This window comes from Prevotella micans F0438 (assembly GCF_000243035.1).
GTDB classification, from domain to species: Bacteria; Bacteroidota; Bacteroidia; order Bacteroidales; family Bacteroidaceae; genus Prevotella; species Prevotella micans.
On record NZ_JH594522.1, the window covers coordinates 765,927 to 791,059 of the forward strand.

General features: G+C 45.1%; 12 protein-coding genes. 9 read left to right on the forward strand and 3 right to left on the reverse strand.

Translation table 11 applies throughout. The features are described from left to right. The first annotated feature begins 76 nt into the window (after positions 1-76). Positions 77-910 carry a hypothetical protein gene (locus HMPREF9140_RS07670; protein ID WP_006953100.1) on the forward strand — a complete coding sequence of 278 codons (834 nt, stop codon included), beginning with the start codon at positions 77-79 and terminating at the stop codon, positions 908-910. On the opposite strand, the gene HMPREF9140_RS07675 is transcribed toward HMPREF9140_RS07670, so the two are convergent. Both HMPREF9140_RS07675 and HMPREF9140_RS07680 read right to left on the reverse strand, forming a co-directional pair. Further along, positions 907-1,401, reverse strand: a complete 495-nt coding sequence (locus HMPREF9140_RS07675) for an N-acetyltransferase (protein WP_006953101.1) — start codon at positions 1,399-1,401, stop codon at positions 907-909. The two genes, HMPREF9140_RS07670 and HMPREF9140_RS07675, sit on opposite strands and share 4 nt — an antisense overlap. Then, complete coding sequence (locus HMPREF9140_RS07680) at positions 1,382-2,338, reverse strand: glycosyltransferase family 2 protein (protein WP_006953102.1); 957 nt, start codon at positions 2,336-2,338, stop codon at positions 1,382-1,384. Before HMPREF9140_RS07680 ends, HMPREF9140_RS07675 begins: the two co-directional genes overlap by 20 nt. A gap of 102 nt (positions 2,339-2,440) precedes the next feature. Here HMPREF9140_RS07680 and HMPREF9140_RS07685 point away from each other — a divergent pair, with 102 nt between their 5' ends. The 3 genes from HMPREF9140_RS07685 to HMPREF9140_RS07695 all read left to right on the forward strand — a co-directional run bounded on the left by HMPREF9140_RS07685 (position 2,441) and on the right by HMPREF9140_RS07695 (position 10,806). Next, positions 2,441-3,040, forward strand: a complete 600-nt coding sequence (locus HMPREF9140_RS07685) for a 30S ribosomal protein S16 (RefSeq protein WP_006953103.1) — start codon at positions 2,441-2,443, stop codon at positions 3,038-3,040. A 255-nt stretch (positions 3,041-3,295) separates the two neighbouring features. Beyond that, positions 3,296-5,263: a transcription termination factor Rho gene (gene rho, locus HMPREF9140_RS07690; protein WP_006953104.1), complete on the forward strand. Its 1,968-nt coding sequence runs from the start codon at positions 3,296-3,298 to the stop codon at positions 5,261-5,263. 1,082 nt (positions 5,264-6,345) lie between these two features. Further along, positions 6,346-10,806 (forward strand): choice-of-anchor J domain-containing protein, encoded by a 4,461-nt coding sequence (locus HMPREF9140_RS07695; RefSeq protein ID WP_006953105.1) that lies wholly within the window; start codon positions 6,346-6,348, stop codon positions 10,804-10,806. A 324-nt stretch (positions 10,807-11,130) separates the two neighbouring features. On the opposite strand, the gene HMPREF9140_RS07700 is transcribed toward HMPREF9140_RS07695, so the two are convergent. Beyond that, positions 11,131-12,648 carry a bifunctional ADP-dependent NAD(P)H-hydrate dehydratase/NAD(P)H-hydrate epimerase gene (locus HMPREF9140_RS07700; RefSeq protein ID WP_006953106.1) on the reverse strand — a complete coding sequence of 506 codons (1,518 nt, stop codon included), beginning with the start codon at positions 12,646-12,648 and terminating at the stop codon, positions 11,131-11,133. 62 nt (positions 12,649-12,710) lie between these two features. Here HMPREF9140_RS07700 and ligA point away from each other — a divergent pair, with 62 nt between their 5' ends. The 5 genes from ligA to rpsA all read left to right on the forward strand — a co-directional run bounded on the left by ligA (position 12,711) and on the right by rpsA (position 24,718). Beyond that, positions 12,711-14,693: an NAD-dependent DNA ligase LigA gene (gene ligA / locus HMPREF9140_RS07705; RefSeq protein WP_006953107.1), complete on the forward strand. Its 1,983-nt coding sequence runs from the start codon at positions 12,711-12,713 to the stop codon at positions 14,691-14,693. Between the two features lie 32 nt (positions 14,694-14,725). Further along, a complete protein-coding gene (locus tag HMPREF9140_RS07710) occupies positions 14,726-16,471 on the forward strand; it encodes a phospho-sugar mutase (protein ID WP_006953108.1) in 1,746 nt (581 codons plus the stop codon). Positions 16,472-16,571: 100 nt separating this feature from the next. Next, the gene (locus HMPREF9140_RS07715) at positions 16,572-18,014 is read left to right on the forward strand and encodes a lipopolysaccharide biosynthesis protein (RefSeq protein WP_006953109.1); all 1,443 of its coding nucleotides are present in this window, start codon (positions 16,572-16,574) and stop codon (positions 18,012-18,014) included. Positions 18,015-18,350: 336 nt separating this feature from the next. Beyond that, the gene (locus tag HMPREF9140_RS07720) at positions 18,351-22,820 is read left to right on the forward strand and encodes a translocation/assembly module TamB domain-containing protein (RefSeq protein WP_006953110.1); all 4,470 of its coding nucleotides are present in this window, start codon (positions 18,351-18,353) and stop codon (positions 22,818-22,820) included. A gap of 116 nt (positions 22,821-22,936) precedes the next feature. Then, entirely contained in the window at positions 22,937-24,718 is a 1,782-nt protein-coding gene (gene rpsA / locus HMPREF9140_RS07725) for a 30S ribosomal protein S1 (RefSeq protein WP_006953111.1), read from the forward strand. The last annotated feature ends 415 nt before the right edge of the window (positions 24,719-25,133 follow it).

The window sequence follows — 25,133 nt, forward strand, 5'->3', positions numbered from 1 at the left end:
TTTAGTCTTTACTTTTGCAACGCTTCCATTGCAGGGTAATGGAAGCGAAAATAAACAGAAAACAGAATAAAAATATATGAAGCGACAAGGTCAGTCATTATCGTTAAAAACACTCACGAAAAACAACGTTTGGGAAATTCAAGAAAACGACATCTTCAGGTTATGGAGTCAGGCAGAACGCGATTCAGATTTCAAAGAAAACAGACATCGCTATATGGACGTAATCAAGAGTGCCTTCATGGTTGAAGAAATTAAGCTTGACAGGCCCGAAATTCTTAAGAAATATCAAGAACGCGGATTCAAAACCAATAACGTGCGCATGGACGACCATGTCACCGTGAAGTGGGCCATAAAAAAGAAACCGATTCTCAGAGTAACCGACCTCACGATGGAGAATATTCATCACATCTCGGCACATAAACTCATAAAAGTACTCGAACGTAACTTTGGAGGCGGATGGGATAGCCTTTCAAAATCGGTGCAGAACATAATTCAATCAGCATTCGACGTAACCACAACCACCATGCCCACCAACCGCATTAAAAATCCGGGCGGACTCTATGAAAAGAAATGTAACGAAGGCTATGAAGTACTAGAAATTCCAAAAGGCGGATGGACAGAAGCTATTTTCGTTAGAGATAAAATGGTTTTCGAGTTGCCGCCTGAAGAAGAAGAGGAAAAAGTTGTCGCCGCTCCTGAGAAACCGAAGGAATCTCCAGAAGAAAAACTCGAAGAAACAGTCCAAACCGAACCTTTGCCCGCCGAAACCGAAAGCACAGGACAAGAGGAAGAAGACGATTCTTTCGACGACGAAAAACTAACCGAAGAAAGTTATCGCACAACCTATGAGACTAATCCCGAGGATTTGGAAATGCAAGCCGAAGAGGTAACCGACGAGGAGGAATTCTAAACTCCGCGATTGCATTTCATTTGATAAGCCAAACGCACGCCGTGATCCGGAATTTCTATAATACCACAATACTGAAATCCCGCTCCGAGCAAAAGATGTTGCATTATTTGATTATCGGCGTGCGTGTCTATCCGAATATTCGCAGTTTGTCGCGAACAATAATCCAAGATTCTTTTGAAAACCCCACGAGCTCCCGGAGCCGAGGCTATGCGATGAATCACGCAATAAGGTTCATCGTTTAACCATCGGCCGTCTATGTTTCGATAAGTGTCGTCAGGACCGGGAATAAAAGCGAATGTCGCCACAGGCTTTCCATCGTCCACAACAATATACGAATGCCCTTTGAGAATATCGGTAAGCAACTGCTCATGTGACGGATAACCCGGTTCCCACTGTCGCATATTACCTGACTCTCTCATCTTTTCTTTACCAAGATCGATGAGATTCTCAACGGTAACAAGATCTGTCGTATTAGCCTTTATTATTTCCATATTGTTCGATTTGCTTTTCTGTGCAGAGCGAAAGGAATGCCCCAAGTTTATAGGCATTCAAAACAATTAGTGAAGGATGGCGGCCCGTTAGATTTAGCCTTTCGAGCGGACAGAAAATACTATGGAATAACCTAACTGCCGGACGAATAATCGCAAGCCTACGCGCTGTTTGGACAAGCTGAGAATAGTCGCAAAGCTCAATCTCGAAGTTCTTCAGAGTTTGTAAACTGATGTCGATTTTCTCCAAATATGCCGCATTAGTTTCATATTTCCGATAAACAACCGGGTTCTCAATGTAAGTTATCGGAACAGCTCGAAGACTCAATCGTCGACCAAAATCTACGTCTTCATATCCGAATCTCCTGAATCGCTCATCAATCCGAACTTCCAGCATAGTTTGTCGGCGAATAGCGAAGTTTGTTGTCCGGAAACTTTTGTAAGGCTCGGTTTGTTGGCAGTCTACTGAATGTCTTGCATAGTAATTGTGTTCGTAAAGATAGCGCAAACAACTTCTGGCAGACTGGTTGGTAGGAAGTTCGGGGCAGACTCCACCGCAAATAACATCACTTTCGGGTGTCATCGCATTGAGATAAATCTCCAAGAAGGAATCGTTCTCGATTTCAATACTACTGTCGAGAAATATCAAATACTCATAGCTCGCCATTTCGGCCAGCAGATTCCTAATGGCAGCTCGTCCGTGATTCTTTTTGTTCCGAACTAACCGACAGTTGGGCAATTCGTTCACGGTACTATTTTGGCGAATGAAACATGGGTCGGTCGAAGCATCGTCCATAACTATTATTTCATACGTCAGCCTAGGGATTTTATTAGCCTGCTCACAGAGGGTCTTAACCTGCGTCAAACACAGGTCGTTGTATGTTGGAATAAGGATGGATATGTTTCTGTTCACGCGAACAAATTTACGATAATGTTGCATATACGTTTAATTACAGCCACATAAGTAGATTTAAAGTCGTATTTTTGCACGCGCTGCTACGTGATGGCAGCATAAAATTCAAACCTAATTAAATAGTTTTTTATGGCAACAAAAATCAGATTGCAACGCGGAGGTCGCAAAGGCTATGCTTTCTACAGCATCGTCATCGCCGACGCTCGCGCACCACGTGATGGTAAATTTACTGAGAAGATTGGCACTTACAATCCAAACACCAATCCGGCCACAGTAGATTTGAATTTCGAACGTGCCCTTTATTGGGTTGGCGTAGGAGCTCAGCCAACAGACACTACTCGGAACATTCTTCGTAATGAAGGTGTCTACATGATGAAGCATCTTCTTGGAGGCGTTAAGAAAGGCGCTTTCGATGAAGCCGAATGTCAGAAGCGTTTCGATGCTTGGAAACAGTCAAAGATTGCTTCGCGCGAAGCTCTTGGCAAAAAAGAAGCCGACGAAAAGAAGGCCATAATCGCCAAGAATCTCGAAGCTGAGAAGAAAATCAATGAAGCAATAGCCAAGAAAGTGGCCGATAAAAAGGCTGCCGAAGAGGCTGCAAAAGTTGAAGAAGCTGCAGTAGCAGTTGCTGAAGAAACATCGGCAGAAGAAGAAGTTCAGGCAGCCGAAACTCCGGTAGCTGAAGCTCAGACAACTGAAGCTACAGCAACTGAAACAACAGAAGCTTAAAAGCCATTGTTTCTCAAACCAACAGGATGGGGAGGTGAATGCAAATAAATGGCATTTACCTCCCGTTTTTATATTCAGCCACCAAAGAAATTCAGAGATTCGACAACGCGTATCAGAGAGAGCACAAAAAAGAACCCGCTTTTGGAAAATTCAATAAAAGTCCTACCTTTGCAATGTTCTAAACACACTTATGTTTCATTCCTCGAAGCATATTTTCACAGATAGAATAAAAACTCCCTTCACATTTAATTTTTTATGTTCAGTAAAGAAGAATTATTAGAGAAAGATATTTCCGAATTGGGGAATATCGCAAATGAAATCGGCGCAGATTTCAAACATGACGACGATAAAGATTCTCTCGTTTATGCCATACTAGACCGACAAGCCATAGAAGTTGGAACAACTCATCCGTTAACAAATAAAAGGAAACGCACACGAATAGCACGAAAAGAAACCGATAGAGTGTATTCAGTTAATGGAGACAACGGCGAGAACTTCGACACACAGAAAAGCAAAACAAATGCCGAAACGCAACCCTCAATTTTCAAAGAAGAAAAAACAAACGACAACCTCTTGAAACTAGAAGGCAAAGACCCCGAAGAAATCCTTGCATCGTTACCAAAACACCGCGGACGTAAATCGAAAGCCGAACTCGAAACCATAGCCGCTGCAGAAGCCGCTATACGCGAACGGCAAATGCGCGAAAATGAACAACAAGAAACTATGAAAGAAGAAACCGAACAACAAAACAACGACACCCTAGCTATACCCGAAGCAGAATTTGCCGCAAAAAAATCCGAACAGAATCAAAACGCCAATGAAGAAAACAACATGCTGGCTAAATTGCAAGAAAAAGTGAACGCACACAACGAAGAAAACACAACCATACACTTAATTGAAGAAGAAACACCCAACGGCGTTTGGGAAGGTGACCCTGGAGACGGAACCGACTTCATTCCAGTTGTCGACATACCTATCGAAGACGAAGGCGTTATGCCCATCTACGATATGTTCGACCGCCCCATAACACAGACACAAACCCCCAATATGCCCAACAATTATAAGGCACCCACACAAGCACCCGCAAATGATAAATTCGACTTTGCAGACATCATCACCGCAAATGGAGTACTGGAAATAATGTCGGATGGATATGGATTCCTACGCTCAAGCGACTACAACTATCTCTCATCGCCCGACGACATATACGTATCAGCAAACCAAATCAAAAACAACGGACTCAAAACCGGCGACGTTATAGAATGCGGCATACGACCACCACGCGAAGGAGAAAAATATTTCCCGATGACAAGCATCGAAAAAATAAACGGGCGCAAACCAAACGAAATGCGCGACCGCATATCCTTCGAACATCTCACCCCACTCTTCCCCAACGAAAAATTCACACTTTGCGGCAATCCCCATACAACAAACCTCTCCACACGAATTGTAGACCTCTTCTCACCAATCGGAAAAGGACAGCGCGCACTCATCGTAGCACAGCCCAAAACCGGTAAAACAATTCTCATGAAGGACATCGCCAACGCCATCGCAGCCAACCATCCCGAGGCCTATCTCATGATGCTCCTCATAGACGAACGACCCGAAGAAGTAACCGACATGGCACGAACCGTCAATGCCGAAGTCATAGCATCCACATTCGACGAACCAGCCGAACGCCACGTCAAAATAGCCGGCATAGTGCTCGAAAAAGCAAAACGAATGGTTGAATGCGGGCACGACGTTGTCATCTTCCTTGATTCCATAACCCGACTCGCCCGCGCCTACAACACCGTAGCCCCAGCAAGCGGAAAAGTACTCACCGGCGGAGTCGACGCCAACGCCCTCCAAAAGCCCAAACGATTCTTCGGAGCAGCACGAAACATCGAAGGAGGAGGCTCGCTCACAATCATCGCAACCGCCCTCATCGACACCGGTTCAAAGATGGATGAAGTTATATTCGAAGAATTCAAAGGAACCGGCAATATGGAATTACAACTCGACCGAGTCCTATCCAACAAACGCATCTTCCCAGCCGTGAACCTCGTTGCGTCGAGCACCCGTCGCGACGACCTATTGCAAGACAAGACAACACTCGACCGCATGTGGATTCTCCGCAAATACATCGCCGACATGACAGCCATAGAAGCCATGAATTCACTGCACGACCGAATGGCTCGTACACGCGACAACGAAGAATTCCTGATGTCGATGAACGGATAAATTCTCATCTCAACCCATACAAAACAGGGTGCGCCTAGCTAGGGGCGCACCCTGTTTTGTATATTCTTCATTGTGTTGTGGATTATCTTGTCAAATTCAACATTTGGCTCCCTATCGATAAACTCCTCCCTCCGCTACTTATCTTAATATTTCAGGGGTATTCGGCAATCCTCTTAGCCTTTACGACAGTATCGCAAGTGCTAAAACAAGTATATATATTCATTTGCGCTAGCGTCGCACATAGGTCTCCATCCTATTTACATACGTATCTCCTAGAAATTACTCCCGTATTGCAATACGATTGTTCCCGTATTCCCTTCTATTTATATACGGAGCCCCCTCTATTTGCTCCCGTACTCCATTCTATTTATATACGGAGTCCCTTCTATTTATATACGTACTCTCATTGTTTTCTAAACCGAGAAATTGAATTATCATCATGATGAAAAATTAGTTTCATCATGATGATACAAACGTTTCATCATGATGATAAATTTGTGTCATCACGATGATAATCCAATTTCTCAAGTATGTCTATGATACAACTCCCTAATGTGAATAGAAGGGAGTACGTATATAAATAGAAGGGAATACGGGAACAATCGCATTGCAATACGGGAGTAATTTCTAGGGAATACGGGAGTAGATACACGTGGGCTCGTATGTAGATGGAAAGAACTCCGGGAGTAATTTCCAGGAGTTCGGGAGTAGAGGAATGGATTTATGTATTGGCTTGCTCGGAGATTCGTAAGGGGGCAATTAATTATCCGTATGTATAGAAAAGGGGTCTACAGGTATCTTTAATTACGTGTTGATTCCACTATGACCGAAGATGATAGCCCGTTTTTATACCGCAGGGAATTAGAATGGCAGAAAGAAAGTCTTATACACTGTTTTTCAGTTGTTTTTCTAGTGACAGTATGTGTTTAGCCGACAAAAAACCTTGTGTTCCGGAGGAAATAATTTCAAAATTCTTTAAGTAATCATTAGGAGGCATGAGAAACATCGCCTATATTCGCGAAAGTTATTTTATAACAGTTAGTAATTATTTCTTTTATTATTAAACCAAACCTTTTCACAACATGAAAACAAAGGCCTACTTATTGGGAAGCATCATTGCAATAGCAACTGCTTTACCGGCATCGGCACAAATTAAACCGATGACTCAGATTCCTTTTACGGCTGAACGACTTCTGCCAGGTCAGAAAAGCGCTACGCCGGAAATTGATGTCGAGAAAGAATACCCGTTGCTCAAGGGTAGATTGGCGATAGACAACAGGAGCGCGTTATTTAAACGACCAACTACAGTGTTGAAATCGACTCCGAAGGTAACGCCGCTGCAAGTCAACCAGAATCTTACGATTTGGGGAAACCTTCTGTCTAACGGCAGCTTGCAGGGAATCTATTCTTTTAATCCTACGCCGACCATTAACTTCACAGAATTGCTTGCTTACAGTGAATCTTATTTTAATGGCGGAAGCGCTCTTATAGGCGACAACTTGCATGGTATCTATTTTGATGCAAGGCTTGCACCCCAAGGTATTATTCTGGTTTATTATTATGCGTTCGACATCTATACTTGGGATTTCTCAATTGAACCCAAGATGGTGCAGGGCTACAACCTGATTGCCATGGAAACTGCTTATGACCCGACAAACGATAAGATTTTCGGAGAGTTCTATACTGCAGACCTTAAGGGTATGGAATGGGGCGAAATTGACTACACAACGCTCACTCGTACTACAATCGGACCTGCACAGCGTACGTATGTTGCATTGGGGGTGACCAATGACGGACGGGCCTTCGGTGTTGCAGATGATGGGAATCTCTATCAGATTGACCGTGCCACAGGTACTGAAACTCTGAAAGGCTCGACGGGCATACGGATTACTAACGATAAGGGTATCTATTATTTCCAGAGCGGAGAAATCGACCCGAAGACCAATGAGTTCTATTGGGCAGCTACGAATTCCGAACAAGTTTCGACTCTCTACACGGTCGATCTAAACGACGGTCATCTCACGGAGGTTGGACAATTGAACGATATCAACATTCTTGGAATGACCATTCCTAAACCCAGAGCCGTTGAAGATGCACCCGAAAGTGTGACGGATGTGAACTTGAACTTCACGAATGAAAGTAGAACGGGCATGGTTTCTTTCAAAGCTCCTAGCAAAACATATGGCGGTGCGGCTTTGGCAGGTAATCTCAAATACACCATAACGGCGAATGATGAAGAAATTGCTAAAGACCAACCGATGTCATCGGGAGCTACAGTCAATGCCCCCGCAACTGTAAATAAAGAAGGAATGTATGTGTTCACGATAACGGCAAGCAACGACAAAGGTCAAAGCCCCAAGGTGAAAGTGAAGAAGTATATCGGCTATGATGTTCCGAAACCTGTGAAAGACATAACCTTCAGTATCGAAGAAGCAACGAGAGAAGCTAAACTGACATGGACTGCTCCAACGGAAGGTCTTAATAGAGGATATATCGGAAATCTTACGTATGATGTCTATCGAATAAAGAACTCCGACACAACGCTGGTTGCAAATAACATTACACAGACCAGCTTCAGCGAAATTCTTCCGCAAGCGAAATTGGCTAGTTACACTTATGCTATTTGTGCTGTGAACACCACTCAAAAAAGTAGATTGGCAAAGAGTAACTACAAGATTTTCGGTGATGTGTTTGAACCGCCATACTTCGATAACTTTGAAGACGAAAGTTCATCAAGGTTCTACAAGATTATTGATAATAACAATGACTGGTCGACCTGGGAATGGGTTAACGACAGAGATAAGGGTAAGTCATTCTTCTATAAATTCAGCAAGAAGAATACGGGCGACGACTGGCTCATCACTCCGGCATTCAAGCTCAAAGGCGGTAAGACATATAATGTATTATTCAAAGCCAGTGGCCGAAATTCGTTCTATCCCGAACGCATTGAAGTTAAATACGGAACCAGTACAACCGCTGAAGGAATGACCGAAGAGGTGATGCCTACAACCGAAATAACATCGGGAGAATTTGAAGAATTTGAGAAACAGTTCACCCCTGCCGCCGACGGTGAATATTATATCGGCTTCCATGCTGTTTCAGAACCAGACAGATATTATCTCTTTTTAGATGATATCGGTATTGAAGTTGCAGCCGACAAGGCAGCTCCTGCAGCTGTGACAGACCTGAAAGCCACGCCTGATCCAACTGGCGCTCTGAAGTCGACCATCACCTTCAAAGCTCCGGACAAGACTATCAGCGGAAGCTCATTAGCAAACATAAGCAAGATTGAAGTCAAGTCGGGTAACCGTCTCGTTAAGGATATAACAGCCCCCGCACTTGGTTCAGTTCAAACAGTTATTGATAACGATGCAGTGGCCGGCTATAACTCTTATACCGTCATTGCCTACAATGACAAGGGTAATGGTATGAGAAACAATACGAAAGTTTATGTTGGCGTGGACGTTCCTACCAAACCCGATCCCAAGATAACAGATAACATCACGTCGGTGAAATTCAACTGGGAAGGTGTTACAGGAAGTCACGGTGGAATAATGCTTGCAGATAAATTGGAATACAATATATTCAATGTGAGTCCTCGAAATGAGATAGGCGATAAATTGGCTACTATTCCGGGCACTGCCACAGAGTACACCGTTACGGGTTTGAATACAAACGATGGTGAGCAAGCCTATGCTAAGTGGGCTATGAATGCCAAGACACCAACCGGAACCAGCGAATACGGAGTGACTTCTATCATTGTTGGAAAGCCCTATGTTCTGCCATATCACAACAGCTTCAAGGATGCCGGCGTAGAGGGTAAATTTGTTGCTCTGGAATCATTGGACCAGAGTGTTTCATGGAGTATCAGCGAACGAGTATCTGTTGATGATGATGGAGGTTCGCTCATCTTCAATCCAAAGAAAGAAGGCTATTCAAGCATTATTCCTGGAAAGTTAAGCTTTAGAGGCGCGTCAAATCCAAAACTAATCTTCGATTATCAAGGCGAGGCTGCAGCTCCTGGTAAGCTCGAAATACTAATTCGTCATAAAGACGGAACGTTTGATCCAGCTGTTTGGACACACGATTTCACCAACGAGCCGAATCCCGGAGAGTGGAATAATGTGGTTGTGAATCTTCCAGCATCGATTGCAAACGAAGATTATGTGCTCTTATGCATAAAAGCAACATCGAGTGGCGATATGAGTCAGGCGCCAATCTATGTGGATAACATCAACATTGCCGACCCATTGCAGAAAGATGCCGACATTGAACTAACAGTGCCGGATAATTTGAAGAAAGGTCAGATGGCTAATCTTAAACTTAAAGTAACTAGTCGTGGACTCGATAAAGTGGAGAACGCAAAGGTTAGAGTTAGCGTGAACAATAAGATTGTACACGAATCTACAATCAGTCAAGCAATTGGCTATGCCAAGAGCGTAGATATTCCTGTAACCTATAGAACTACCACTCTCGATCAGGCAACAAGTCTAAATGTTAAAGCCGAAGTAATAGTACAAGGCGACCTTTATGTCGACAATAACATAGCCAATGCAACCATCGCCCTTGAAAAGGCAAATGTTGCAGCTCCGACTGATTTGAAGAATACCGGAAACCATAAGCCTAACGTTGAACTAACGTGGAAAGCTCCTGCTTCGACACAGGAAACTGTAAATGACGACTTTGAGGAATATGAAGCATGGGGACTCGACTTCGGTAAGTGGACAACCGTAGATGCCGACCACGGTAAAGCCGGCTATCTAACTCAGAAAGCAAAGTATAATCATCAAGGCGAAGAGTTCGCATTCATGAACTGGAAACCATCCGACATCTTTAAGGCCGGCCAAGGTCTAGACCCACACTCTGGCGACAAAGCTGCAGTAGCAATCTATCAGGTTGAAGGTCAGAATTTCGTCGATGCCGATAACTGGATCATCAGTCCGGAGCTCTCAGGCAAGGAGCAAACTGTGAGATTCTGGGTGAACAATTACAAAGGGCCTAATTACGGAACTGAAACGTTCGAAATCCTCACCTCGTCGACTGGCAATGCCACGAGCGACTTCCAGAAGATTGGCGATACTTACACACAAGGCACTGGTACATGGACCGAAATCAGCGTTAAAGTTCCACAAGGCACCCGCTATTTCGCCATTCACCATATCACTTTAGGTGCTCAAGCATTCATCTTCATGATAGATGATGCAACCTTCGAGGCAAGTTCTGGAGCTAGTAGTTTCAACATCTATCGCGACAATGAATTCAAGATTAACACCACCGAGCTCACGTTTATCGATAACTCGGCCGACGCCGGAACAAGTAATCACACTTACAGCGTCACGGCAGTTTATTTTGACGGTTCAGAATCAGATCCTATTACGATTAGCGTAGCCAGTCTGATAGACGCTTTGCAGGCCGACGGTCAGTCATCCTTCACGGTTTACACTCTAGATGGCAAGCTCGTTCTGGATAAAGCCCGCAGTTTGAAGTCACTCCAGAAGGGCGTCTACATCATCAACGGTAAGAAGACGACAATAATAAAGTAGCCCCTTTGTTTTCATTTCGCCTCCAATAATTGGGACGCGAAAAATCCTAACTCTCTGTACAGCCGCAACCCACCTATGGGTTGCGGCTTTTTGAATTGCATTCGAGTGCGAGGAATACAATAGTATTTTTCGTCGTAGAGTGCCAGCGGCCGAGTTGGCTTCTATTGAGTATTAAAGCAAAGGAAATCGTCTCCGAATATAAAAGTTCTGTTTCCTCTCCAGGGTTTAAGCAGATTCTTAAACCGAATTCACTTTTAAGATGCAAAAAGAGGATGTGACTGTATTATCACATCCTCTTTTTGCATCTTAAAAGTATGTAGGCGATTATTCGTAGAGTCGTTTGAAGACCTCTGGAAGATAATCGATAATGTCACCTGCCATTAAACTTTCCTTTCCAAATTTGCGAGCCGCCATATCACCTGCTGCTCCGTGAATAAACATTCCAATAATACAAGCATTCAATTCCGAATATCCACGAGCCAGTAGAGCAGTAAGGATTCCCGTAAGAACATCGCCACTGCCAGCTGTAGCCATTCCGCTGTTGCCCGTGGGATTAAAAATAACCTTACCGTTAGGCAAACAAAGTGCGCTGTTTTTACCCTTAAGAATGATATATGCATTCAGATTTCGTGCCATATTCCGCGCACTGTTCAACCGTTCATAGTCGCAGGTCGAGGCTGAACCCGCAAGCCGTTCCATTTCCTTCGCGTGCGGGGTGAGAATGATTCCTTTGGGAAGTTGCTGCATCCAGGCCCGATGAGTACTCAGGATGTTCAGAGCATCGGCGTCGGCAACAATCGGGCAGCGTGTGCGGCGAATCTGTGAGATAATTGCAATGGCCGTGTTTTCGTCTGTTCCGAGTCCGGGCCCTATTCCGAGCGAATCGAATTTTTCCGCGTCTACAGTCTCAGTAAATTTCTCTTCATCAGCATCGATTTGCACAATCGCCTCGGGTACGGAAGTTTGAATAATGGTGTAGTTTTTCTCCGGAATATGCACCGTTGCCTTTCCTACACCCGATCGCAAACAGGCTCGAGTTGCCATAACTGCCGCACCCGCCATGCCGTAGCTTCCGGCAACGATGAGTGCATTACCCATTGAACCTTTATGGGCAAACTCGTTGCGTTGATGAATTAGTGCTCTGACTGTTGATTCGTCTAAAATGGAAAACTCCGTATCGGTGGTCTTGATATATTCTCGACTCAGACCTATGTCAAGAACCTTCACCCGACCAAGGAACTCTTGGGTGTCGGCGAAGAAGAATGCAAGTTTACGCTGATGTAAACTGAGGGTCACGTCGGCCTGAATGATATTGGCCCGCACGTTAGATGAGTTATCTTCGGCCATCAATCCCGATGGAATATCTATACTCACAACTTGTGCATTACTTTGATTGATATATTTGATGAGCGATGCAAATCCGCCGGCGATAGGCTTGTTGAGGCCCGACCCGAATAAACCATCAACAACCAGCATATCGGCCGTGAGTTCGGGTGGGTCGAACTTTATCGTGACTTCCGTGAACTCTTTCACATTCTGATTTTCTTTTAGTCGGTCACGATTCACAACACAGTCGGCCGATAAATCATTTGAAATATTGAAAAGGAATGCGCTTACTTTGTAACCTTTCTCGGCTAGCATCCGCGCTACGGCTAGCGCGTCGCCCCCGTTATTTCCAGGTCCGGCAAACACTGTTACAGGCGTATCGTTATTCCATTCTTCGGTTATTGCACGAGTTATTGTTCTAGCGGCTCTCTCCATAAGGTCTATTGATGATATGGGTTCATGTTCTATCGTAAATTTATCGAGCTCTTTAATCTGTGAGTTTGTAAAAATCTTCATAATAGCGCAAATTTACTAACATACATGCAGAAACATCCCCTACGCACATTACTTTTGTGCTCATGCAATCATCAAAACTCCAAGAAATACAATTGCTCGTGAGGAAACTCAACGAGGCATCGGATGCCTACTACAATGGGCGCGCCGAAATGATGACCGATTTCGAATGGAATGCCGACTTAGATAGATTGAAACGTCTTGAAATCGAAAGTGGTATTGTTTTGCCAGAATCACCGACAAACAGAGTTGGAGCCGACAATACTTTGGGGCAAAAGGAAGAACACGAGTTTGCAGCTCTGTCGCTAGCCAAGACCAAGAGCGTTATCGAATTGGCTAAATGGGCTAGCGGCAGACCGATTTGGTTGTCGTGGAAGTTGGATGGACTGACGCTAGTTGTGACATACGACAGTGGACGACTCACAAAAGTTGTCACACGCGGCGATGGACACATCGGTACGAATATAACCCATCTTGCGAAGGCTATAGAGGGCATAAGGTCGGAGGTTAGCGACACTGGACATATTGTTATCCGCGGTGAGGCTGTGATTAGTTATGCCGACTTCGAGCAATTTAATATGGAGGCTGATGAGGAATATGCCAACCCGCGTAATCTGGCGTCGGGTTCACTTACGCTCAAGAATGCCAACGAAGCCAAGACGCGCCATCTGCAATGGATTCCTTTCACGCTTGTACATTCCGATAGCGAGATTCGGTCGTGGGGTGAACGGATGGAGTTCTTGCGCCGGCTGGGATTCAATCCCGTGGAGCACGAACTGATTGCGAATCCGGAGCCCCACAATATAGAAAAGGTAATTGAACAATGGACAGAACGGGTAACCTCGATCGAAAATAGATTCCCTTTCCCGGTGGATGGACTAGTTATAAACTACGATGACACGGAATATGCGTCAACAGGTTCGGTTACCGGTCATCATGCCACACGTGCCGGTTATGCTTTCAAATGGCAAGACGAGAGTGCTGAAACCCAACTCGAGAGAATCGAATGGTCGTGCGCAGTGTCGACAATATCACCGATTGCCGTGTTCCGCCCGGTTGAGCTGGAAGGCACAATGGTTAAGCGAGCCAGTCTTTGCAACATATCAGAATGCCGACGTTTGGGAATCGGTGACAGTGGAACACAGATTGCTGTCATCAAAGCCAATAAGATTATTCCAAAGGTCATCGAAGTCATCCGTCGCAAGGGCGATCTGCATATACCTACTACTTGTCCTGTTTGCAGTGCGCCAACAGAAATAATCCGAAGCGAGATTAGTAGCACCGAAACTCTACACTGCACCAACAAACGATGTGCGGCAAAGCAACTTAAGAAGTTTGCAAGATTTGTGTCGAAAGAAGGCATGAGTATCGATGGCCTGTCTGAACAAACGTTGCAGAAATTCGTAAACCTTGGGTGGGTTTTGGAATATGCCAACATATTCAATCTAAGTGTCCACGCTAACGAAATACGAAGCATCGATGGTTTCGGAGATCGCAGCGTGAATAATTTGCTCACTGCAATAGAGAAAGCACGAAACGCTGAGGCTCGTCGCCTGCTTTATGCACTCAATATTCCGCTTGTGGGTAAAGAAGTTTGCATGCGTTTGTTATCAGCCTATTCACTTGAGGAGCTAATCATCCATGCTCGTCAAGCTAGCGACCCGGCAATATTTTCGTCAATCCCCGGTATTGGTCCGGAGAAAAGCACGAGTTTCGTGACATGGATGCAGGATGCTGAAAATATCAAGATACTCGATAATTTGCTGCACGAGCTCAGTGTCTCGCAACCAGTGTCCGAATTAAAGGGAGAACGTTGCAAAGGACAAACCTTTGCTATAACTGGCGATGTGCAGCGTTACAAGAATCGTGATGAACTGAAAGCCTATATCGAAAGCCAGGGTGGCAAGGTTACAGGAAGTGTTTCAAAGTCAACCGACTTCCTCATCAACAATGATGCCGAAAGTACATCGAGTAAGAACCAAAAGGCAAAGGCTCTATCAATACCCATAATCACCGAAGGCGAATTCATCGAACGATTCGGAGAATAGAAATACTTTACTCATTCAAATACATTTCACTTATGGAAAATAACCAGAAACTCATCGCCCAGTGCGAAGCGAAAGCGCGCGAATGGTTGTCGCCTGCTTTCGACGAAACAACAAAGAAAAAGGTTCAAAACATGTTGGAAAATCCCGACAAAAACGAACTCATTGAGAGCTTCTACAAAGACCTCGAGTTCGGTACCGGAGGATTGCGTGGAATCATGGGCGCCGGCTCGAATCGGATGAATATCTACACAGTGGGTATGGCTACGCAGGGGTTTGCCAACTATCTGAAGAAGAATTTCAAGGATAAAGAGCAGATAAGTGTAGTTGTTTGCTATGACTGCCGAAACAACTCGCGCCTCTTTGCAGAAACGGTTGCTGACATCTTCTCGGGTAATGGAATCAAGGTTTATCTCTTTGAAGACATGCGCCCTACGCCCGAATGTTCATTCGCCATTAGACATTTCAAGGCACAGGCTGGTGTTAACATGACAGCTAGCCATAATCCCCGTGAATATAATGGCTACAAGGCTTATTGGGAAGATGGTGCACAGGTGCTAAGTCCACACGACACGGGTATCATCGACGAAGTGAACAAAGTTAAGGTTGAAGACATCTGCTTCGAAGCCCGTCCGGAGCTAATCCAGATAATCGGCAAGGAAATAGATCAGATTTATCTCGAGGAGATTAAAACTCTCTGCATAGACCCCGAGGTTATCACTCATCAGCACGACCTCAAAATTGTCTATACTCCGCTGCATGGGGCGGGTATGAAACTCATCCCACAATCACTCAACCTTTGGGGATTTAATAATATTCATTGCGTTAAGGAGCAGATGGTGAAGGATGGAAACTTTCCCACCGTTGACCGACCTAACCCCGAGTTTGCTGAAGCATTGACGCTAGCTCTTCGTGATGCTAAAGCCATTGATGCCGACATATTGATGGCCTCCGACCCAGATGCCGACCGTGTGGGAATGGCATGCAAAAACGATAAGGGGGAATGGGTGCTCATTAACGGAAACCAAACCTGCTTACTCTTCTTGTGGTATATCATTACTAATCGGCAGGCAGTGGGAAAGATGCAGCCCAGCGATTTTATAGTAAAAACTATAGTTACCACCGAGGTTATTGCCGAGATTGCCCGCAAACAACATATAGAAATGCGCGACTGTTACACCGGATTCAAATGGATTGCTCGCGAGATTGCACTCTCCGAAGGCAAACAGAAATACATAGGCGGAGGCGAAGAAAGCTATGGTTTCCTAGCCGAAGATTTTGTGCGCGACAAAGATGCTGTGAGTGCCTGTTCGCTGCTCGCCGAGATGTGTGCCTATGCCAAAGACCACGGTAAAACGCTCTACAACATTCTCATGGAAATCTACATTGAATATGGCTACAGCAAAGAACACACCGTGAACGTTGAGCGACCCGGCAAGAGCGGCGCCGAAGAAATTCAGCAGATGATGAAAAACTTCCGTATCAATCCGCCCCAACAGCTTGGCGGAAGCAGAATATGCGTTTGGAAAGACTATCAAACTCTTGAGGAAACCCACGACGATGGCTCGAAACATAAGCTCGAAATGCCCGACACGAGTAATGTTCTGCAATGGTTCTGCGAAGATGGAACAAAGGTGAGTGTTCGCCCGTCGGGAACCGAACCTAAGATTAAGTTCTATCTTGAGATTAAGGACAAAATGAACTCGCCTGTCGACTATACTGAGTGCGAAAAGCGAGCCGAGCAGAAAATCGAGAAAATCAAGAAAGACCTTGGTGTGTAATCCTTCCATATTTGCAACTGATTCAATAGTTGTGAAATAAAAGAAGACAGTCGACCGATTCCTGAATCAGTTGACTGTCTTTCATTAATCCAACCGAAAGATGAAAGAAAATCTCAAAGCCAAAACCGCAAAGGGATTGTTCTGGGGAGCCCTGAACAACGGAACAATGCAATTGCTCAACATTGTGGTAGGAATATTCCTGGCACGACTCCTGTCGCCGGCTGACTATGGACTCATTGGTATGCTTGCTGTGTTCACTGCCGTGGCAGGGGCCTTGCAAGAAAGCGGATTCACTACCGCACTTGCCAATATCGAACGTCCCACTTCGAACGACTACAATGCCGTGTTTTGGTTCAGCATAATCGTGAGTTGGTGCTCCTACGCCATTCTTTTTTTCTGTGCCCCGCTCATTGCCGCCTTCTTTCATCACGACGAACTAATTCTGCTTGCTCGATTCGTTTTCGCTACCCTTCTTTTCTCAGCCATCGGTACAGCTCCCACTGCCTATCTGTTCAAGAATATGATGGTGCGCGAAACCACCATCCTTCGTGTTTCATCGCTCTTCGTCTCCGGCACTGTTGGGATAACCCTAGCCCTATGCGGTTATGCTTACTGGAGTCTGGCTTGGCAACAGATGATTTACATTGTACTAATAAGTCTTGGGAGATTTTTCCTCATTCCTTGGCGACCGTCGTTGAAGATAGACTTCTCGCCGGTGAAGCGAATGTTCGTATTCAGCTATAAGATTCTAGTCACTACGATTGTCAACACCCTAAGTCAGAATCTGCTCACCTTTATTTTTGGTAGGCTTTACTCGGCTAAGGCTGTGGGTAATTTCTCGCAAGCATTCAAATGGGATACTATGGCAAGCAACTTTGTTTCGGGAACCATCGCCCAAGTTGCCCAGCCCGTACTGGTTGAGGTAAATAGCGACATTACTCGACAGAGAGCCGTGTTTAGAAAGATGCTTCGTTTCACCGCCTTCCTGGCCTTTCCTGCGATGTTCGGCTTGGCAATGGTAGCCCACGAATTTATAATCCTGCTCATTTCCGATACCTGGGTTGAAAGCATTCCTTTGCTTCGTATTCTATGTATTAGCGGTGCTTTTTTGCCGTTCTACACCATGTATCAAAACCTCATCATAAGTCACGGTCGGTCCTCGCTCTACATGTGGTGCACCATCGGACTCATCGCTATTCAGATCCTTTGTGTTATTCTTGTTCATAGTCGAGGCATAATCTTCATGGTGAGCGTTTACACCGCCATTACCATTCTATGGCTCTTTGTGTGGCAGATTCTTGCTTCGCGCCTCATCGGTTTGAAGCTGCGCGAAGCGGTAAAAGATATTGTTCCCTACTTTATCATCTCGGTTGGCATAATGTGCGCGATTTATTTTTCAACCGGTTTCATCAATAACCTTATTCTTCTCCTCATAGCGCGCATCATTCTTTCGGCTGTGCTTTATCTTCTTATTATGAAGCTATGTGGTTCGAAGATTCTACAAGAAATCATTGTGTATCTCGGACAGCGCAGAGTACGTTAACCTCTCGGCCAAATCAGCATGGGTTGGGCGAGAGGCTAAGTATGTAGGGACTATCCGTGAGAGAGGATTAGCAATATATAACCTCGAAAGAGATGATGGACGATAGACATGGGAAACAATGCCAATGTGGTCATAAGCCCGCATGTATGCCCCCCGTGTCTGTCTGCCCACCCGACAGGACGGTATATATTATGCAGTCGGTAGACCGAATTGGGATGTAGGTACAGAACACAGGGCCTGTACCTACATGCGGACTAACACCCGGACGGGAGCTCTTTTCTTAAACCAAACTCTCGTACAGCTGTATCGTGTGCATAAATGCATTTATAAAAGAATGTGGTAATTTTTCGTAGTTTTGTCCGTGCTTTGAGGATTATCAAAAACATTATAAGTAAGACAATATGGGTACTCATTAGCTCATATTTAATAGTGGCAGTACTACTCCATATTCCGGCGGTTCAGCGACTCATCGGCGACGGATTGGAAGGCATACTCGCCAGAAAATTCGGAACGACCGTGGAAGTAGGAAGAGTTAACCTCGGGATGCTGAACCGCGTGACGTTGGATGATATTCTGGTATACGACCAGCAGCAGAAAAAAATGTTGCAGATTACCCGACTCGCAACGCGTCTGAACATCATTGAAATATTGGGAGGTGAGAATGTCTCCATCTCGTCGATTCAGCTCTTTGGACTCAAAGCCAACCTCTATAAAAACAACGCTCAAAGCAAGCCTAACTTTCAGTTTGTGATCGATTCACTCTCTTCCGGAGGAGCAGACTCTGGGTTGAATCTGAAAATTCAGAGTATAATAGTTAGGCACGGTGCGGTGAAATACGATGATAATGCCGCTCCCGTAAAGCATGACGTAATATCTGCCAACCATATCGACCTGAAAGGAATTTCAGGACATTTCGTTCTGGAAAGTCTCACGGACAAGGAGGCGAAAGCAACGGTTAGATCGCTGGCTTTCGAGGAAAACTCCGGACTGGCAGTCAAGAATCTCCGATTCTCTTTACTGGCCGATAAGTATCGCGCCAGAATAAACGATTTCGAGCTCGAACTCGGGCAGAGCCGGATTTCCATTCCGCGTGTGGAGGCAACATACAGAACGATTGAGAAAGGAATCGACCTCGACGCAATGAACCTGTATGCGAGCATAGCCTCTTCAAAGCTGTCGCCGGTAGATATGGCGTTTCTCGACCGTAGACTGGGGCGATATAGTGGTGCGGTGTACTTCAGCGGAGATATTGAGGGCGGAAAAAGATGGATTAAAATTCGAAAGCTGAATCTTAGGTCGTCGAAACCATTCTTGTCGATGCGGTTGGATGGGCAGATTGTTAATCCTTTCGGGAATATGAAGTGGAATATTAGAGTTGCGTCGCTGCATGTTGGCCGAAATACCTGCGAACTGTTTGCAAGAGATTGGAAAATACCCATTCCGAAAGAGATTATTCGGTTGGGCTATGTGCACTTTGCGGGATATTCAGCAGGCGATAAAGAATCAGTCTCGCTTGGCGGCACACTAAAGTCTGACCTGGGCGGAGCGAAGTTCAATCTGAAATCAGGAAAGACAATACAGCTGGCTTTGAACACGCAAGAATTCAACGTGGGTGGGGTGCTCAATGATTCGCGCTTAGGAATGCTTACGGCACGGATGAATGTTCGGCTGGCTAGAAATCTATCGTCGGTTTGGGCGAAAGGTACAGTCGCATCGTTCGATTTCAATGGCTACTCCTATAAGAACATCGCCGTGGATGGAGATTATTCCAACGACACTTTCAACGGCATGGCATCCATAAACGATGCCGGTGGCACACTGTCGGTAAGAGGCCGGATAGAAAATATCCGAGGTTTCATCGAAAAGAGACGGCATATAATTGCGACTGTGAAAATCGATGCTAAGAGCTTCAATCCCGAGCGTCTAAATGTTACTAAGGCTGTGAACGACAAGTCGTTCAGTTTTTCGGCTTCGATTGAAGGACGCGGGTCGTCGCTCGATAATATCATGGGTTCGCTTTCGCTTGAGAATTTCTCGATGACCGGAAAGAACGAGCAATTCGCCCTGAACAGTTTGAAATTGAAGGTCGACAACAGTATGTTAAGAAAGATGCTCAACGTTCGCACCGATTTTGGAGAGGTGAATCTTAACGGGCAATACGACTACACAACTTTAGAGAGAAGCGTCGTTAGAATAGCTCGTACCTACTTCCCCATGCTATTTAAAGAGCCATGGAAAATGCCGATACTATCGAAGTATAATACCTTTTATATATATGCCAAGCTGGAGAAGAGCGATTGGCTGAAACCGCTGCTAGGATTGAATCTCGATTTACCATCGGCTTTATCGTTGAATGGGAAAATAGATGAGCGCACCAATTCCTTTAATATATACATAGACGCGCCTCGAGTTGTATACAGTGAGCAAACGTTTACTAATACGAATATTACAATGTTGGGTATTGCGGGCGATATGTTGGTGCAGGCCTCTACCCAACGAATGGATGCCGTCAACAGACCACTTTCATTGAAACTCAACGGGAAGGTTCATAATGGAACAATCGACTCGAAGATTGATTTCGTAACGCCGGGTAAAACTCCAATGCATGGTAATATCGACTCGCGTGCAACACTATTCAGATCACAGAACATACTAGGCGTACATATGCATTTCAATCCGTCGGAAATTAGTATTGATACAATTCGCCTGAATTTGCAGCCGTCGGAGTTTACTTATGTTAAGGGTACACTCGACATAGACCATTTCGAGGTATCGAATAGGAATCAGCACATTATTATCAACGGACAAACTACAGGCAATCCGCACGACTCGCTAACAATCCACCTCAAAGAAATAAACGTGCCCTATGTTCTCGATCTGCTGAATTTCCGTAGCGTTGCATTCGGTGGTGTGGCATCGGGAAGCATATCGTTGAAGTCTATTTTCACACATCCGCAGATGAGAGGTGCGCTCGACGTGAAAGATTTTACTTTCGAGCATGGCGACATGGGGCTTCTGCACGCCGAAGTGGACTATAATCACCGAGACGGAAAACTTAATATTGACGCTAAAGCTGATGCGGGAGCTGATTCATACACCGACATTAAAGGATATGTCGATATCAAAAACAGTTACATAAACCTACCTATCTACGCCCACGATACTCGGCTCTATTTCATTAAGAATTTCTGCGGGTCGTTCATGGACAACATTAATGCCACTGCCAACGGATGGTGTAAGGTGGTCGGGCCGCTTAGCAACATCAATCTTGAGGGCGACATGTATGCCTCCGGAACTCTGCACATGACTCCGATTGGAACGAAATACCATCTCGACGATTGCCGAATCAAGATGATTCCGAATAATATAATCTTTGAAAAAGATACGGTGACTGATGCTGAAGGACACATTGGAATCATCACAGGTGGATTGCATCATCGCGAACTACGAGCCCTCACGTACGACATCAACATCGAGTCGCGCAACCTTCTCGTCTATAACTTCCCGAAAAGAAGCCATGAAAATAGTATCTTCTGGGGAAAGGTTTATGCCTCCGGGCGATGCAACATCGTCGGTCGGTCGGGGGAAACAACTATAAACGTGGAAGCAATACCGAATAAGAACTCATTCATAACTTACAATGCGGCAAAAAACAATACTATCGACGAAAACTCTTTTATCAAGTGGCGTGACCTCACTCCCGATTCGACTCTCACTGTACACTTTCCAAATGATTCCCTGAAAAAAGTAGTTAGGCGTAACAACTTCCATGATAAGTTCAGCAGCGACCTGCGAATCAATTTCACTATAAATACTAATCCCGATTTTGCGTTGAATGTTCTGATGGATGAGGTGAACGGCGACAACATTGTGCTCAACGGCTCAGGCGGAATCCGGGCGACCTACTATAATAAAGGTGCACTACAAATGTTCGGCAACTTCAATATCGTCCACGGAGCCTATAACCTCACCATTCAAAACATTATCAAGAAACAGTTCACATTCCAGCCGGGTTCGGCTATCACCTTTGGAGGTGACCCGCTCAACGCGAATCTGAATCTGAAAGGACTCTACACACTCAATTCGGTTCCACTGAGCGATTTACATATCGGTAATTCTTTCACCTCAAACAATACTCGTGTGAATTGCCAGATGAATATCGAAGGAACACCCGAACAACCTACCGTGACCTTTGGTCTCGACTTACCTAATCTTTCAGCCGACGCACAACAGATGGTACACTCCATTCTTAATTCAGAACAAGATATGAATCAGCAAGTGCTCTATCTGCTGGCCGTTGGCCGATTCTATCCTCAGGAAACAAACAACGCAGCCCAGGAGGGTGCAGCTATGAGGCAAACGTCGCTAGCTATGCAAAGTTTACTCTCCGGAACGCTCTCGCAGCAAATAAATACCGTACTCTCGAATGTCGTAAAAAACAGTAACTGGAACTTCGGAGCAAACATTGCAACCGGAAATGAGGGATTCAGTAATGCCGAATACGAGGGACTTCTTTCGGGCAGTTTGCTCAACAATCGTCTGCTTTTCAATGGCGAATTTGGTTATCGTGACAATGTAGCTACAAATAACTCTTCCTTCATTGGCGATTTCGACATTCGTTACCTGCTCTTCCCAAGTGGAAGCCTTTCGCTACGGTTCTATAACCACACTAACGACCGCTATTTCACACGAAACTCATTAACGACACAGGGAGTCGGGTTAATCCTCAAAAAAGACTTCCATACTGTTTGGGATCTCTTCGGACTCCGACGAGGCAAAAGGAAAAAAGGAAAGCGAAGTCGCTGATTCGCAGTTTATATTATTATCTTTGCGCCTCGGATTCAGCAGCCTAAGCTGCAATCCAACAGAGAGAATTCATATATAAAGTCTAACTGTATTAATTCAATTCATTTTAAACACTTATGGCAAATTTAGAAGACGTCAAGAACGTACAACCTTTAGCCGACTTCAACTGGGACGAGTTCGAAAATGGGACTAATGTCGAAGTCAGTAAAGAAGAACTGGTGAAGGCCTACGATGAAACACTCAACAAAATCCAAGAGGCACAGGTAGTAGAAGGAATCGTAAGCTCAATCGACAAGAAAGAAGTAGTCGTAAATATCGGTTACAAAAGCGATGGAGTTATACCTGCATCTGAATTCCGCTACAATCCTGAGCTGAAAGTTGGAGACAAAGTCCAGGTCTATGTAGAAAACCAGGAAGACAAACGGGGGCAGCTCATGCTCTCCCACAGGAAGGCCCGCCTGCAAAAGAGCTGGGAAAACATCAACAAAGCAATGGAGAACGACGAAGTTATCCAAGGATACATCAAGAGTCGTACAAAAGGCGGCATGATTGTAGACGTGTTTGGCATTGAAGCTTTCCTCCCAGGCAGTCAGATTGACGTCCACCCAATACGCGACTATGACGTATTCGTAGGCAAAACAATGGAATTCAAAGTTGTTAAAATCAACCAAGAATTCCGCAACGTCGTTGTTTCGCACAAGGCACTAATTGAAGCAGAACTCGAAGCACAACGCAAAGAAATTATCTCGCACCTCGAGAAAGGACAAATCCTCGAAGGAACTGTCAAGAACATTACTTCCTATGGCGTATTTGTCGACCTTGGTGGCGTAGACGGCCTCATACACATAACCGATCTATCATGGGGACGTGTGAGCGACCCGCATGAAGTTGTTGCACTCGATGATAAGATAAACGTCGTTATCCTAGACTTCGATGAAGAAAAGAAACGCATAGCCCTAGGACTTAAACAACTTATTCCACACCCATGGGATGCACTCGACGCAAACCTCAAAGTGGGCGACCACATCAAAGGAAAAGTTGTTGTCATGGCCGATTACGGCGCATTCGTAGAAGTTCAGCCTGGAGTTGAAGGACTCATTCACGTTTCTGAGATGAGCTGGAGTCAACACCTCCGTTCGGCACAGGAATTCATGAAAGTGGGCGACGAAGTTGAGGCAGTTATCCTAACTCTCGATCGCGAAGAGCGCAAAATGTCGCTCGGCATAAAACAACTTCGTGAAGACCCATGGGAAGTTATCGAAGTGAAATATCCCATCGGCTCCAAGCACACGGCAACAGTTCGTAACTTCACCAACTTTGGTATCTTCGTGGAACTCGAAGAAGGAGTCGACGGATTAATACACGTGAGCGACCTCTCATGGACCAAGAAGGTTAAACACCCATCAGAGTTCACCTCACAGGGAGCACAGATTGACGTAGTGGTTCTCGAAATCGACAAGGAAAACAGACGTCTCAGCCTCGGCCACAAGCAGCTCGAAGACAATCCTTGGGATACTTACGAAACCCTATACACGCCCGGTTCGATTCACGAAGGCAAAATCACTGAATCGATGGACAAAGGTGCTGTTATCACTCTTAACGAGGGCGGCGAAGGTTTCGCAACACCGAAGCATCTCGTCAAGGAAGACGGTACGCAGGCTCAACTCGGTGAGGTTCTGCCTTTCGTTGTCATCGAATTCGTGAAAGACACTAAGCGTATAATTCTTTCTCATTCTCGTACGTTCGAAGAGGTGAAAGAAGAGCAGCCGCGCCGTCGTCATGCCAATAGCTCACGCAAGCAGCAGGAGGCACAGGTGAACAACGTTGCAGCAGGTACTTCGTTGGGTGATCTCGACGTGCTTGCCGACCTCAAAAAGAAGATGGAAGAAGGTCAATAAACCTTCTCCGTACAATTAAGGATTATCTTCATTGTAATTATAATCATACTTTTAAAGTGTCGAACCCTCCGAGGTTCGACGCTTTTTTTATGCTCATAAATCTCCAATTGGGGGCTTATATGACAAAAAGAATCTATCGAGCCTAAATAGAATTGGAAACTATCTGAAAGGTTCTTTTCTATTCCAAGGGAGGAGCGCAGCCTTACTCAATAGGAAGGCAACATCTTTCCCAATAGGAATCCGACACCTTTCCCAGTGGGAATCCGACACCTTTCCCAATAGGAAGACAATACCTTTCCCAGTGGGAACCCAAGAGCCTTCCCACTGGGGATAGTAACGACTGCTCAATAGGAGAGCGAAACGTTGCTCAACGGAGAGTCGATACGGAATAAAAGATAGATAAAACTGGATGTAA